Source organism: Selenomonas sp. oral taxon 920 (genome assembly GCF_001717585.1).
GTDB lineage: Bacteria > Bacillota > Negativicutes > Selenomonadales > Selenomonadaceae > Centipeda.
On the sequence record NZ_CP017042.1, the window covers coordinates 220,380 to 233,222 of the forward strand.

The window sequence follows — 12,843 nt, forward strand, 5'->3', positions numbered from 1 at the left end:
TGTGCCTCCTTTTTATGAATGGTTATCCCTTCCCGTCGATGACGCCGTAGGCAAAGCCTGCCCACGAGGCGGCAAGGGCTTCCTGCGGATCGCGATTGAGCTCGTCGCCGCTCACCCAGCGGATGGAGCTTGGCGGCAGGAGTGCATCGCCAAAGGTCTGATACAGATCGGTCTGCTGAAATTCCCGTCCACTCATATTCGTATGGGCGGGATCGCCGTCAAAGACACTGGCGGAGACGTGGATTTTCCTGCAGGTGGAGGGGCTGTCCACGTCCCGATAGCTGCCTTTTTCCGCGGCGAGCAGCTGACAGCGCAGCGTTCCATGGTAGAGGGCGACGCGCTGATAGGACGCTGTATAGGAGTAAGAAGGGTCATTGTCCGTGAAGTAATCGCTCCGGGAGACGGTTACGGTACGGACATGATGCCAGCGCGTGCCGTGCTCGTCAATCTCACTGAGGGGCTGGAGGTTCATCAGATCGGGCCAATCGTAGCCGTTCTCTGCGCGGAGGCGTTCGAGCCGTCCGTCCGCAGAGATCTCGTAGGCGGACAGGCTGATATCAATCGGGATATCCACAACACCCGCCGCATGGGGACCGGATATATCCATCAGTGTCATCGCATGGCGCACGAGCAGTTCAAGGCGACCGTTGGCATCGAGGTCGGTGACGGCGATGTGCGTCAGGCGGGGGTTGAAGCGTCTGAGATAGGGAAACGGTGCCTGACCCTTATCCCAGCGCGCGACGAACTCATCCTTCCACAGCGGCTCTGCCTCCGCGATCATCTGCAGCTGTGCCTCGGGGCTTGGCGCGGCTGCGGCGGGAGCGGGGGCGGGCATAATGAGTGCGAGGGTGGCAAGTGCAGCGCCGAGCGCTTTTTTGAGCGAGATTGTCATTGTGTGCCTCCTTTTAATGAATGGCTACCCCTTTCCGTCGATGGCGCCGTAGACAAAGCCTGCCCACGAGGCGGCAAGGGCTTCGCGCGGATTGCGTTTCAGCTCATCGCCGCCCATCCAGTATATGACATTGGCCGGTATGTAGATACGACTAAAGTCCTGATAAAATGCGCTCTTCACGAAATCGTCATGACGCATGTTAAGATGGGCGGGGTCGCCGTCGTAAATGTTTGCGTAGGAGGGAACTGCCTCGACGCGGTCGATGTCATAGACGTTGTAATAGCCTTTTTCCTCCGCGAGCAGATCATATCGCACCACACCGTTTACAAGGGCGACCCGCTGATAGAAGACGGTATAGTTGTAGAGATGATGCTCGTCCTCTATGAGGATGCTCGTGTCGACGTTGTACCAACGCGTATTGTTGCTGTCGATCCCATGGAGAGCCAGCCCTGTCAGATTGGGTGCGCCGCCGTTTTCCATCATGGGGAGGCGCGTGAGGCGGCCGTCCGTGCCGATCTCGTAGACCGCCATGGCGAGCGCGGTTGGGATGTTGCGGAAGGGATACGGGGTGATGCCTTCATGCACTCTCAGCACGGCGGCGTGACGGAAGAGCAGTTCCAGCCGCCCATTGCCGTCGAGATCGGTGACGGCGAAATACGTGCGGGAGGGATCGAAGACAATCGGTTCGGGCTCCGCCGTTTCACCCGGATTCCAATGTGTGACGAACTCATCCTTCCAGAGTTTTTCCGCCTTGGCGATGGTATTCAGCTGATCCTTTGCTGCCGCAGGCGATATGATGTGCTGTGCGGTGGAGGATGCGGCAGACGCGGATGCCGTCGTGAGCATGAGCGCGGCAAGTGCCGCAAGTATGGTCTTTTCGAGCGAGATATGTTCCATCGCGCACCTCCTTTTGTGCAGGCTGTTATCCCTTCCCGTCAATGACGCCGTAGACAAAGCCTGCCCACGAGGCGGCAAGGGCTTCCTGCGGATCGCGGTTCAGCTCATCGCCGCTCATCCAGTGTACGGCACTGGGGGGCGTGTAGATCCAATAGAAGTCCTGATAAAACCCTGTCAGTGCAAAATCCGCAGGGTTCATCTCAATATGGGAGGGGTCACCGTCGTAGATGCTGACATAGAGGGGAACCTCCTCGATGCGGTCGATGTCATAGACGTTGTAATAGCTGTTTTCCTCTGCGAGCAGTTTGCACGTGACGACACCGTCTGCGAGGGCAATCTGCTGATAGGCGACGGTACCGTGATAGTGACCGTGCTCGTCCTCTGTGATGGTTCGCGTGCAGATATTGTACGGACGTGTGCCGTCGGCGTTCACATGATGGAGCGCATACAGATCCATGAGATCGGGTGCGCCGTAGCCGTTTTCCGCCTCGGGGAGGCGCGCAAGGCGGCCGTCTGTTCCAACCTCGTAGACCGCCATGGCGATTGCCGTTGGGATGTTGCGGAGTGGCTCGGGGGTGATGCCCTCCGCAACAGGCAACATGGCGGCGTGTCGGAAGAGCAGTTCCATCCGCCCGTTGCCGTCGAGGTCGGTGACGGCAAAGCGGGTCTGGGTGGGGTCATAGTTCAGCAGATGGGGCTGCGGTGTCTGCCCTGCGTCCCATCGTGCGACAAACTCGTCCTTCCAGAGCGGCTCTGCCTTGGCGATGGTATTCAGCTGCTTCTTTGCTGCCGCAGGCGATGTGATGTGACGTGCGGTGGAGGATTTGGCAGACACGGATGCCGCCGTAAGCGTGAGCAGGACAAGTGCCGCAGCGATTGTTTTCTTGAGCGAAATCTTCATTGTATGCCTCCTTTATCTCTGTTTACGGACCATCGTCCCGTACTTTTCGGTTAGAACTTCACCTCGGGTACGGCGTCCGCGCCTTCCTTTGCCTTAAACTGGGGCTTTTGCGTCATGCCCATGAAGCCTGCGAGGAACATTCCCGGGAAGGTCGAGATGCGTACGTTGTACTCACGCACCGCCTCGTTGTAGTCGCGCCGTGCGACGGCGATGCGGTTCTCGGAGCCCGACAGCTCGCGCATGAGTTCAAGGTACTGCGTATTCGCCTTGAGATCGGGATATGCTTCGGCGATGGCAAAGAGGCGGCCGAGTGCGCCCGTCAGCTCTGCGTTTGCCGCGTCCATCTGCTCCACGCCTTGTGCACCTGCAAGTTTGGCACGCGCGTTTACAACCTCCTCGATGATGCTCTTTTCGTGTACGTCATAGCCCTTGACCGTGTTCACGAGGTTCGGGATGAGGTCGCTGCGCCGCTGCATCTGGTTCTCGACCTGTCCGTAGGAGGCATCGACGCGGATCTCCGCCTCCTTCAGCCCGTTGTAGAGGGAGAAAAAGCCGAAGATGCCGATGAGGATGACGACGATGAGAACGATCCCAACGGAGATAAAGCCCTTGTTGTTCATGGTGAAAACTTCCTTTCGTGCAGCTTCCTGTGTGTCTCTACCAATTCCCCGACGCGCCGCCGCCGCCCGAGGAGCCGCCGCCGTATCCGCCGCCGCCTGAGCTGCCGCCGCCGCGATAAGTTGGGCGGTCATCCTCATCATATCTGCCGCCGCCCGATCCACCGCCCATGTTGCCGTATTTTCCGGAGCTGAGGAGGTTCAGCAGAGCAGCCAGCGAGAAGAAGGCAAGCCCGAATACCTGCCCAACAATCCAGAGGAGGAGCAGGAGAAGCGGGATGAAGACGAGAAAGCCGAAGATGTAGACGTAGAAGGGCTCACTGCCACCCTCGTCGATGGAGTCCGGCACGGCGACATGAGCCTTCTCGCACAGCCCTGCGGCGACGGTGGCATAGCCCTTTCGGATCTCTTCGGAAATATCGTCCTTGTCAAAGGGAAACTCGGAACGGATACGATTGAGGGCGTAGGTCGTGTCATGCTCCTGTTCCATCTCGGTCAGGGCAGGACCGAATAGGAAGAACACCTCGCGCTCTTCCTTTGCGATAAAGAGCAGCGCCGTGTTCCCGTGTGCCGCGTCCTTCAGCTGCCAGTCGGCAAAGAGCTGCTGTGCAAACCGCCGTGCATCCACGCCTTTGAGCGTCGGCATGGTGACGACAATCATCTGCGTGTCGGTCGCATTCGTGAGGTCGCCGCCCATCCGCTCAATCGCTGCCGCGTCCTCCGGCATCAGCATTTCGCCAAAGTCTGCCACACTGCCGAGATGCGTGGGCTTCGCAGGGATACCGAGTGCCGCGCCGAGGCTTTCGAGCTCAACGCCGTACTCCGCACTCGCCTTTTGCACGAGCGTGACATACGCGGTGAGGATCGCGGGGGAGTAGTTCTCCTTGCGGAACTCCCCCTTCATCGCGTCGAGGACGCTGCCCGCGTAGCCGTCCGTGATGGCACCCTCGAGACCATAGCCGACCTCAATGCGGAACGCGCGGTCGTCCTTTGCGATGAGCAGGAGTACGCCGTTATTCATCCGTGCATCGCCGATGCCCCAGCTGCGAAAGAGTTCGTTCGCGTACGACTCGATGTCCGTGCCGCCGAGCGTCGGTACGGTGACGACGACGATCTCCGCCTTTGTTTTGCCGTGCAGCTCCGCTCCGATTTTTGAAATCTGTGCAGCGTCCTCCGCCGAGACCATGCCCGCCGTGTCGACGACGTACGCCCGCTGCGCAGGTCTTGCGAGCAGATCGCTTGCCGTGACAGTCGTCGTACCGAGCAGCCGGCTTCCGGCGGCATCCGCCGCAGGACTGCCGCCGAGAAGCAGGAGCGTGAGTGCAAGAAGGGACGCAAAGAGTGCGCGTACACATCTGCTGCCGTTCATACCTTCCACATCCTTTCAAACAGAATCCGTTGTGTATCAATCTTACTCTAACATATTCTTTGAATTTTTGTAACTGTCATATATGACAGGTTCAAACGTCCTTCTTATAGAAAAAGTACCGAAATTCTCTTTTGCACACAAAAAAACGCTCTCGCATATGCGGGAGCGTCTGATGCGTTATGAAATTCACCTCAGCAGGTGTGGCACTTGTCGTAGAGACCCTTCTCCTTGAGGAGCTTGACCATCGTCTCGCCGATGTGGGCGACGGTGTCGGCGACGGGGATGCCCGCCGCGTTGAGGGCTGCAACCTTGTCCGCTGCCGTGCCCTTGCCGCCGGAGATGATCGCGCCTGCATGACCCATGCGCTTGCCCGGAGGTGCCTGACGACCGGCGATGAACGCAGACACAGGCTTATCCTTCATATTCTCCTGAATCCACTTCGCGGCATCCTCCTCTGCCGTGCCGCCGATCTCACCGATGATGAGGACAGCGTAGGTGTCGGGGTCGTCTTTGAAGAGCTGGAGCGCATCGATGAAGTCCGTGCCCTTGACGGGGTCGCCGCCGATGCCGACGGTGGTCGTCTGACCGATGCCCGCGTTCGTGAGCTGGAATGCCGCCTCATAGGTGAGGGTGCCGGAGCGCGAGATGAGTCCGACGTGGCCGGGCTTGCTGACCGTGCCGGGCGTGATGCCGAGCTTGGACTGCTGCGAGGTGAGGAGCCCGGGGCAGTTCGGCCCGACGAGGCGGGTCTTCTTGCCCTGCATGTAGCGGCGTACCTTCACCATGTCGAGCACGGGGATGTGCTCGGTGATGCAGACGACGAGGTCGAGCTCCGCATCGACTGCCTCAAGGATGGAGTCCGCTGCAAAGCGTGCGGGGACATAGACGACGGAGGCGGTTGCACCCGTTGCCTTGACCGCGTCTGCAACGGTGTTGAATACGGGCACGCCCTCGACGGTCTGCCCTGCCTTGCCGGGGGTGACGCCGCCGACGATCTTTGTGCCGTAGTCGAGCATTTGCTTCGTGTGGAACATCGCAGCCTTGCCGGTGATGCCCTGGACGATGACTTTGGTGTCCTTATCAATCATTACTGACATTGTATGACCTCCCTTTCGATTAAGCCTTCGCCTGTGCGACGAGTTTCACGATCTGCTCTGCGCCGCCCTCCATCGTGGCTGCGGGGAAGACGTTGCCGATCGGCGTGTTCTTGAGGATCTCGCGGCCCTCTTCGACCTTCGTGCCCTCAAGGCGAACGACGACGGGAACAGGGAGGGATTTGCCGTCCTTGGAGATGATCTTTGCCGCCTCGATGATGCCGTTGGCGATGTTGTCGCAGCGGTTGATGCCGCCGAAGATGTTGACGAAGATGCCCTTCGCCTGACCGCCCTCGAGCATGATGCTGAACGCCTTGGCGATCTTCTCCGGCTCGGAGTCGCCGCCGACATCGAGGAAATTCGCAGGCTCGCCGCCGTAGTGCTTGATGATGTCGACGGTCGCCATCGCAAGGCCTGCGCCGTTGACCATGCACGCGACATCGCCGCCGAGGTTGACGTAGTTGAGCCCTGCCGCAGCAGCCTCGCGCTCCTTCGGATCCTCCTCGGTCTCATCGCGGAGCTCCACGATGTCGGGATGGCGGAAGAGCGCGCTGTCGTCGAAGTTCAGCTTCGCATCGAGCGCGATGACATCGTCGTCCTCGGTGACGACGAGCGGGTTGATCTCAACCTGAGAGCAGTCCTTGCCGATGAATGCGGCATAGAGGCCCTGCATGAGTGCAGCCGCTTTGCGGACAGCGGGACCCGGGATGTTGATCGCATACGCCATGCGCGTTGCCTGGAACGGAGCAAGTCCAATCACGGGGTCGATGTATTCCTTGATGATCTTCTCGGGGGTCTCGGCGGCGACCTTCTCGATCTCGACACCGCCCTCCTCGGAGCCCATCATGACAATGCTTGCCGTCTGGCGATCGACGACGAACGAGAGGTAGAACTCCTTCTTGATCTTCGAGCCTTCCTCGATCAGGAGGCGGCCGACCTTCTTGCCCTCGGGACCGGTCTGGTGGGTGACGAGCACCTTGCCGAGGAGTTCCTGCGCGTAGGTACGGACTTCATCCACATTCTTTGCAATCTTGACGCCGCCCGCCTTGCCGCGGCCGCCCGCGTGGATCTGAGCCTTGACAACGATAACGGGGGAGCCCAGCTTCTCTGCGTTCGCGACTGCCTCGTCGACGGTGAACGCCGGCAGTCCGTTCGGCACGTTGACTCCGAACTCGCGCAGAACTTGCTTGGACTGGTACTCATGAATATTCATTTAGTCAATCCTCCCTTAATTTTTGTGAGCAGAGCTTACTTATAGATACTATCTTACGCCCATTTTATAGAAATGTCTAGCGATTTTGGATAAATGAGTAATTGAAAAAATTGGATTGCCATAATTCGTTTCTATGGATGGCATGTAGTCTTACAAATCTTCAAGATGGTATACGGTCTCTGCTTCCCACACCTCATCCATTTTGAGAAGGGGCTGCGGAAAATGCGGATTCGCGGGTGCGTTCGGAAAGAACTGCGTCTCGAGGCAGAAGCCGCTGCGCCGTGCGAACTCCTTGCCGCCCTTGCCGACGACGGGGGTTTTTCCGAGGAAGTTGCCCGTGTAGAACTGCATGCCGATCTGTGTTGTGTAGCAGGAGAGGGCAAGCCCCGACTTCTTTGATGTGATGCGTGCTGCTTTTTTGAGATGGGAGTAGGGCTCCGGAGCAAAGTCACCGCGCAGCACCCAATTGTGGTCGTATCCGCCTGCCATCCGCAGCTGATCGTAGTCTGCATCGATGCGCTCACCGATGCGGTGCGGCTCCGTGAAGTCCATCGGTGTGCCGACGACAGGGAGGATGCGGCCGTCAGGCAGGGACTCGGCGTCCGCCCATGTGAACGCATCGGCATAGATTTCTGCCGTGTGGTCAAGTACGGTGTCTGCAGTGGCTCCCTCGAGGTTGAAGTACGTGTGGTTCGTGAGGTTGCAGATGGTGTCCGCGTCGCTGACGGCGCGATAGGAGATGATGAGGGCATCGTCATCCGTGAGGCGATAGGTGACCCGTACCTTGAAGTTGCCGGGGTAGCCGCCCTCGCCGTCGGGGCTGACAGTGGTAAACGCAGCACCGCCGCCCGCGATCTCCGCCGTCCAGAGGTGATAGTGCAGTCCCTTCGAGCCGCCGTGGATGTGGTTCTGTTTCTTTGACCCCGTATTCAGCTCGAGCTGATAGGGATGTCCCGCGATTGTGACGCGTCCGCCCGCAATGCGGTTTGCGTGCCGCCCGACGATCGCCCCCATGCAGGCGCGGTCGGCAACGTAGTCCTCACCGCAGTCGTAGCCGAGTACGATGTCGAGCGGCTTTCCGTCGACGAGGCGTTCGAACGACACGAGGCGTGCACCGTAGGTAGTGATCGCTGCCCGCGTCCCGCGTGCGTTGGTCAGTGTGTAGAGCTCGATCCGATCGCCGCCCGGCATCGTGCCAAATGGTGCCATCTTTAATTCCGTCATTGCAGATTCCCTCCACAGCGGCTGCGCCGCTCCCAGAAACAACAATCGAAAATGTTTCTCTTATTCTAGCATAAAATTACAAATTTGCCACGAAAAAAGATGAGATAATCGCCCCTGCGGGGCAGTCCTCCGCCGCCTCGAGCGCGTCGTCCTGTTCCTCTGCGTGCGGCTGCCGAACGATCGCGGCGGAGCGTGCGGTGCGGTCGATGCGAAAGACGGCGGGCAGGCGCTCCGCGCACATGCCGCAGGAGACGCACGCCGTGCTGTCAATGGACAGGGTCATAACATCCTCCTGAAACGAAAAATTCCTGCCGCACCGGAGCACAGCAGGAAGCTTTCAAATATAACACACGCCTATAGTATGCCGCAACACGGCGTGCTTGTCTGTGCCTTTTGCAACAATCAGAGTCCAACGCTCGCGTCCGAGCCTTCGAGCATCTTGTGCAGGTAGGCACGGATCTCGACACCGTGCTCCATCTTCATGACATCGGCGAGGAGCTCCTTCGCCTGCGTCGATGTGACGGAGCGGATCATCTCCTTGACGCGCGGGATGGACGGTGCACTCATCGAGAGCTCCGTGATGCCCATGCCGAGCAGGATGACGGCGGCGTACGGGTCGCTTGCCATCTCACCGCACATGCCCGTCCAGATGCCGTGCTCGCGTGCGCTCTGGATCGTGCGCTGGATGAGCCGGAGAACGGCGGGGTTGAACGGATTGTAGAGATGTGCGATCTGCGCGTTGCCGCGGTCGACTGCGAGCGTGTACTGGATGAGGTCGTTTGTGCCGATGCTGAAGAAGTCGACGTACTGTGCGAGCAGCGGTGAGACGACTGCCGCCGCAGGGGTCTCGACCATGATGCCGATCTGTACGTCGTCGGAGTACTCCTTCCCCTCGTGGGTGAGCTCGACCTTTGCCTGTTCGACAAGCTTTAAGACGCGCTGGATCTCGCTGACACTGATGACCATCGGCACCATCATGGCTGCCTTGCCATAGAGCCCCGCGCGCAGGATCGCCTTGATCTGCGGGAGGAAGAGGTCGTGCCGATCGAGACTGATGCGCAGAGCTCGGTAGCCGAGGAACGGATTCTCCTCAGGGTCGATGTTGAGGTAGGGCAGGGGCTTGTCTCCGCCGATGTCCATCGTGCGGATCACGCAGATGTGACCACCGCATTTCTCGACGGCAGCGCGGTATGCCTTGAACTGCTCATCTTCGGTCGGGATTGTGGTCGAGCCCATGAAAACAAACTCGGAGCGGAAGAGCCCCACACCCTCCGCGCCGTAGGTGAGTGCGTTGTCCACATCCATGTGCGTGCCGATGTTCGCCGTGAGCTCGATGCGCACGCCGTCCTTCGTCACCGCCGGGAGATCTTTGAGTGCGGCATAGTGTGCCGCGAGCTTCTTTTGCTCCTCGATCTTGCCCTGATAGAGCGAGCGCTCTGCCTCGGTCGGACGGATGATGATGTCGCCGCGGCTGCCGTCGAGGATGATCTCGTCGCCGTCCTGAATGAGGTTGATCTTGTCGCCGATGCCGAGGACGGTTGGGATGGCGCGTGCCTTGGCGATGATGACAACGTGGCTCGTCGCACTGCCCGAGCCGAGGATCACACCTGCGATCTGCTCCGTCGGCATGCCGGCGACGACGGACGGCTCGATCTCCTCACCGCAGAGGACGACTTGCCCCGAGCCGATCTCCGGCTCCTTGACACCGAGGACGTATTTCGCGATGCGCTTGCCCACGTCGCGCAGATCGACGGCGCGTGCGGCGAAGTACTCATCCTCCATCTGCTCGAACATCTGCGCCTGCTCGTTCGCGGCATCGAGAATGCCCTGCGGTGCGCTGCCCGTCTCGGCGATCTTGCCCTTGATGTTCTCTGCCATCATCGGATCCTGCACCATCATGCGGTGCGCCTCGAGGATCGCCGCCTGTTCAGCCTGCTCCTCTCGCCGCAGACGCTCAATGGTCGCGAGGAGATTTTCGGTGACGGCGACGAGCGCCGCCTCTGCCTTGCTCTGCTCCTCTGCAGCGGAGCCCGGCTGATACGCGGCAAGATAGCCGTCGAGGTTCTGCCCTGCGAGCATGACCTGACCGATGGCGATGCCGGAGATAACCCCTTTTCCACGGATTGCTTCCGCCATATCTAAACACCCTTCCTAATCTCTATGAAAAAACGCCGCGAGGCTGAACAGTACACTGCAAAACCTCGAGGCGTCCCGTAGTGATTCGATTACTCCTCGCCGAACTTCGACTTGACGAGATCCGCGAGTTCCTTCACCGCGGCAGCCTCGTCCTCGCCCTCGGCGATGATGGTGAGCTCCGTGCCCTTGACAAGCCCCATGCTCATCAGCATGAGGATACTCTTGGCATCGACCTTCTTGCCCTTTGCTTCGATCTGGATCTTGGACTTGAACTTGGTCGCCGTCTGGACGAATACCGATGCGGGACGTGCATGAATGCCCGTCTTGTTCTCGATCATTACTGTTTCCTGCGTCATGTGAACATCTCCCATCCGTTAGTGAATCAGCATATATTCCCCTCGCGTCCGCATTTTGCCGCGCGAATGAATGTCACAGCCATTATACTATAAAATGATAAATGAAAAAAGGGCAGAAACAAAAAAGTTTTTCAGAAAAAATAACGCAGTTTTTTTAATATTTCTCGCAAGAGGAAGGAATTTTCGCGTTTGTGTCGAAAAACTTCTAGAATACCTATGAGTATGCTCGCTGCTCGAGCGGTGGTTTTGGAAAAGGGGGCGATGCTGTTGCAAACCCGGATTCGCTTTTCCTCGCTTGTTCTTGCTGTACTGATGAGCGTTGGCGTCGTTGCCGGGATGATTGCCCTGCGTCCGCCGCTGACACAGACGTACTATATACAGCTGGTTTCCCTGATCGCAGGCGCGGGGCTTGTGGTGACGCTCTACAATGCGTTCGCTTCGGCACGTGCACGGCATCAGGCAGAGAATGCCGCCGCACAGGAGGCGTGCGCAGATACGCAGATGTCCGCAGCGGACAGTGCCTCTGCACATACCCCTGCCGTCCGCGGTGCAGTGCAGGAGCCGGTATCGTCTGCGGCAGCGGAGCCGCCGGGGTCCGCACTGTCGGAGAAGAGCCTCGATGTTCTGCTCGACATAGCATACGAGGCATCGGAGCATGCCCCGCTGCGTGCGGTCGCGGCATACCGCGAAGCGCTTCAGCGGTATCCGGATGACTCCTATATGCCGTATCTTATCATCGAGCTCTCGACGCTTTACAAGCGTCTGGGGAATTACGATGCAGCGCTTGCCCTCTTTGACGAGGCGCTCGCGCTGCCCATCATTACAAAGAACACTGCCATGGCGCAGGAGTTTGAGCGCTCCCGCAGATCCTTGGCCGTCGTTTCTCATATGCTCACAGCGCGGGGGACACCTACACTCCCCTTCGGCGATGTGCCGAAGGATTTGCTTGCAGAGGCAGATCGGCGCGCAGAGCTCAGTACCTGACATTTTTGGTAAAATGGAGGAATACACATGAAGAAAAGCGTTGACATTCTGGGGCTTCCCGTCATCAGTATCACCGAGGGGCGCGAGCTCGGCATGAGCAAGACGCTGCTCATTGACGCGCCGAACCGTGTGGTGGCGGCGGTCACGATTGAGGACGAGGACTGGTATCGCGGGGTCAAGCTCATCCCCTACGACAATGTCATTGCAGTCGGTGAGGATGCCGTTACAATCAACAACAGCGAGAACATCCTGACGCTCGATGCGGCGGGCGACTTCGAGACTCTGCTCGACGACAACATCCGCGTCATTGGGACGAAGGCGATCACGCGCACGGGCGTGATTCAGGGCAACATCACCGAGATCTTCATCGGCGAGGACGGCAGCATTGAGAAATGCGAGATCACGACCCCCGAGGGCTCCACGTCTGAGGTAACGGCGGATCAGGTCTCGATCTTCGGCAAGGAAGTTACGGTCATCTCTCCGGAGGGCGATGCCGGAAAAAAATTTGATGCAGCGGCTGCACCGGCGGCGCCCGCTGTGACAGCGCCTGCAGCTTCGGAAGCTGCAGCTGAGCCGGTGGCAGAGGCAGCACCTGCGGCGGAGGAACCTGTCGCTGAGGTTCCTGTTGAGAAACCCGCACCTGTGGCTGAAGAGCCCGCCGCCGAGGTGTCCTCTGAGGAGCCTGCACCGGCGGCAGAGGTGCCTGAGGCCGCTGCACCGGAGACACCCGAGGTTCCGGCAGAGGAGCCTGCACCTGCTGCTGAGGCTGCACCCGCAGCCGAGGAACCGACGGCAGAGTCCGCCGAGGACAAGAGCGCGGATCGCGTGAACGAGGATCGACACCGCCGCTTCCTGCTCGGCAAGAAGGCGACGCGCACGATCAAGATGGACAACGGCGTTGTCATCGTCGAGGCGGGCGCGGACATCACCGAGGAAGTCCTGCAGAAGGCGAAGCTCGGCAACAAGTTCATCGAACTCTCGATGAGCGCACAGTAACTCCCATACACAACAGAATAAGGGGAGCTGACAGCAGTCGGCTGAGAGGGGACAATGCGTCCCGACCCATAACCTGATTTGGATAATGCCAACGTAGGGATATATGTGCACACAGCGCGGCTATGTCAGTTGGCATAGCCGCGTTTTTGCATAGAAGGAGGTTC

At 59.3% G+C, this 12,843-nt stretch carries 13 protein-coding genes and 1 riboswitch; of the genes, 2 read left to right on the plus strand and 11 right to left on the minus strand.

Going from position 1 to position 12,843, the window contains the following annotated elements; genetic code table 11:
• Positions 1 to 22: 22 nt before the first annotated feature.
• From BCS37_RS00980 to BCS37_RS01030, 11 genes are all read right to left on the minus strand, one after another.
• Positions 23 to 892, minus strand: a complete 870-nt coding sequence (locus BCS37_RS00980) for a hypothetical protein (RefSeq protein ID WP_069179727.1) — start codon at positions 890 to 892, stop codon at positions 23 to 25.
• Positions 893 to 916: 24 nt separating this feature from the next.
• Positions 917 to 1,789: a hypothetical protein gene (locus BCS37_RS00985; protein WP_069179728.1), complete on the minus strand. Its 873-nt coding sequence runs from the start codon at positions 1,787 to 1,789 to the stop codon at positions 917 to 919.
• Between the two features lie 25 nt (positions 1,790 to 1,814).
• Positions 1,815 to 2,690 (minus strand): hypothetical protein, encoded by an 876-nt coding sequence (locus BCS37_RS00990; RefSeq protein ID WP_069179729.1) that lies wholly within the window; start codon positions 2,688 to 2,690, stop codon positions 1,815 to 1,817.
• Positions 2,691 to 2,740: 50 nt separating this feature from the next.
• Positions 2,741 to 3,310: a LemA family protein gene (locus tag BCS37_RS00995; RefSeq protein ID WP_069179730.1), complete on the minus strand. Its 570-nt coding sequence runs from the start codon at positions 3,308 to 3,310 to the stop codon at positions 2,741 to 2,743.
• Positions 3,311 to 3,347: 37 nt separating this feature from the next.
• A complete protein-coding gene (locus BCS37_RS01000; RefSeq protein WP_069179731.1) occupies positions 3,348 to 4,676 on the minus strand; it encodes a TPM domain-containing protein in 1,329 nt (442 codons plus the stop codon).
• A gap of 191 nt (positions 4,677 to 4,867) precedes the next feature.
• Positions 4,868 to 5,773 carry a succinate--CoA ligase subunit alpha gene (gene sucD / locus BCS37_RS01005; RefSeq protein ID WP_069179732.1) on the minus strand — a complete coding sequence of 302 codons (906 nt, stop codon included), beginning with the start codon at positions 5,771 to 5,773 and terminating at the stop codon, positions 4,868 to 4,870.
• 19 nt (positions 5,774 to 5,792) lie between these two features.
• The gene (sucC, locus tag BCS37_RS01010) at positions 5,793 to 6,983 is read right to left on the minus strand and encodes an ADP-forming succinate--CoA ligase subunit beta (RefSeq protein ID WP_069179733.1); all 1,191 of its coding nucleotides are present in this window, start codon (positions 6,981 to 6,983) and stop codon (positions 5,793 to 5,795) included.
• Between the two features lie 150 nt (positions 6,984 to 7,133).
• Positions 7,134 to 8,207, minus strand: a complete 1,074-nt coding sequence (locus BCS37_RS01015) for an aldose epimerase family protein (protein WP_069179734.1) — start codon at positions 8,205 to 8,207, stop codon at positions 7,134 to 7,136.
• A gap of 76 nt (positions 8,208 to 8,283) precedes the next feature.
• A complete protein-coding gene (locus tag BCS37_RS01020; protein ID WP_069179735.1) occupies positions 8,284 to 8,490 on the minus strand; it encodes a ferredoxin in 207 nt (68 codons plus the stop codon).
• A 119-nt stretch (positions 8,491 to 8,609) separates the two neighbouring features.
• Positions 8,610 to 10,343: a phosphoenolpyruvate--protein phosphotransferase gene (gene ptsP / locus BCS37_RS01025; RefSeq protein ID WP_069179736.1), complete on the minus strand. Its 1,734-nt coding sequence runs from the start codon at positions 10,341 to 10,343 to the stop codon at positions 8,610 to 8,612.
• An 89-nt stretch (positions 10,344 to 10,432) separates the two neighbouring features.
• Positions 10,433 to 10,699, minus strand: coding sequence for an HPr family phosphocarrier protein (locus tag BCS37_RS01030; RefSeq protein ID WP_040394201.1), 267 nt, complete (start codon positions 10,697 to 10,699; stop codon positions 10,433 to 10,435).
• 267 nt (positions 10,700 to 10,966) lie between these two features.
• Between BCS37_RS01030 and BCS37_RS01035 the strand changes: the two genes are divergently transcribed.
• On the plus strand, positions 10,967 to 11,683 hold the full coding sequence (locus BCS37_RS01035; RefSeq protein WP_069179737.1) for a tetratricopeptide repeat protein: 717 nt from the start codon (positions 10,967 to 10,969) through the stop codon (positions 11,681 to 11,683).
• Positions 11,684 to 11,710: 27 nt separating this feature from the next.
• On the plus strand, positions 11,711 to 12,679 hold the full coding sequence (locus tag BCS37_RS01040; protein WP_069179738.1) for a PRC-barrel domain-containing protein: 969 nt from the start codon (positions 11,711 to 11,713) through the stop codon (positions 12,677 to 12,679).
• A gap of 10 nt (positions 12,680 to 12,689) precedes the next feature.
• A riboswitch (TPP riboswitch) is annotated at positions 12,690 to 12,796 on the plus strand.
• The last annotated feature ends 47 nt before the right edge of the window (positions 12,797 to 12,843 follow it).

Excerpts from the sequence above, each read along its gene's own strand:
- BCS37_RS00980 (WP_069179727.1), bottom strand. The coding sequence starts at position 892 with ATGACAATCTCGCTCAAAAAAGCGCTCGGCGCTGCACTTGCCACCCTC.
- BCS37_RS00985 (WP_069179728.1), bottom strand. The coding sequence starts at position 1,789 with ATGGAACATATCTCGCTCGAAAAGACCATACTTGCGGCACTTGCCGCG.
- BCS37_RS00990 (WP_069179729.1), bottom strand. The coding sequence starts at position 2,690 with ATGAAGATTTCGCTCAAGAAAACAATCGCTGCGGCACTTGTCCTGCTC.
- BCS37_RS00995 (WP_069179730.1), bottom strand. The coding sequence starts at position 3,310 with ATGAACAACAAGGGCTTTATCTCCGTTGGGATCGTTCTCATCGTCGTC.
- BCS37_RS01000 (WP_069179731.1), bottom strand. The coding sequence starts at position 4,676 with ATGAACGGCAGCAGATGTGTACGCGCACTCTTTGCGTCCCTTCTTGCA.
- sucD (WP_069179732.1), bottom strand. The coding sequence starts at position 5,773 with ATGTCAGTAATGATTGATAAGGACACCAAAGTCATCGTCCAGGGCATC.
- sucC (WP_069179733.1), bottom strand. The coding sequence starts at position 6,983 with ATGAATATTCATGAGTACCAGTCCAAGCAAGTTCTGCGCGAGTTCGGA.
- BCS37_RS01015 (WP_069179734.1), bottom strand. The coding sequence starts at position 8,207 with ATGACGGAATTAAAGATGGCACCATTTGGCACGATGCCGGGCGGCGAT.
- BCS37_RS01020 (WP_069179735.1), bottom strand. The coding sequence starts at position 8,490 with ATGACCCTGTCCATTGACAGCACGGCGTGCGTCTCCTGCGGCATGTGC.
- ptsP (WP_069179736.1), bottom strand. The coding sequence starts at position 10,343 with ATGGCGGAAGCAATCCGTGGAAAAGGGGTTATCTCCGGCATCGCCATC.
- BCS37_RS01030 (WP_040394201.1), bottom strand. The coding sequence starts at position 10,699 with ATGACGCAGGAAACAGTAATGATCGAGAACAAGACGGGCATTCATGCA.
- BCS37_RS01040 (WP_069179738.1), top strand. The coding sequence starts at position 11,711 with ATGAAGAAAAGCGTTGACATTCTGGGGCTTCCCGTCATCAGTATCACC.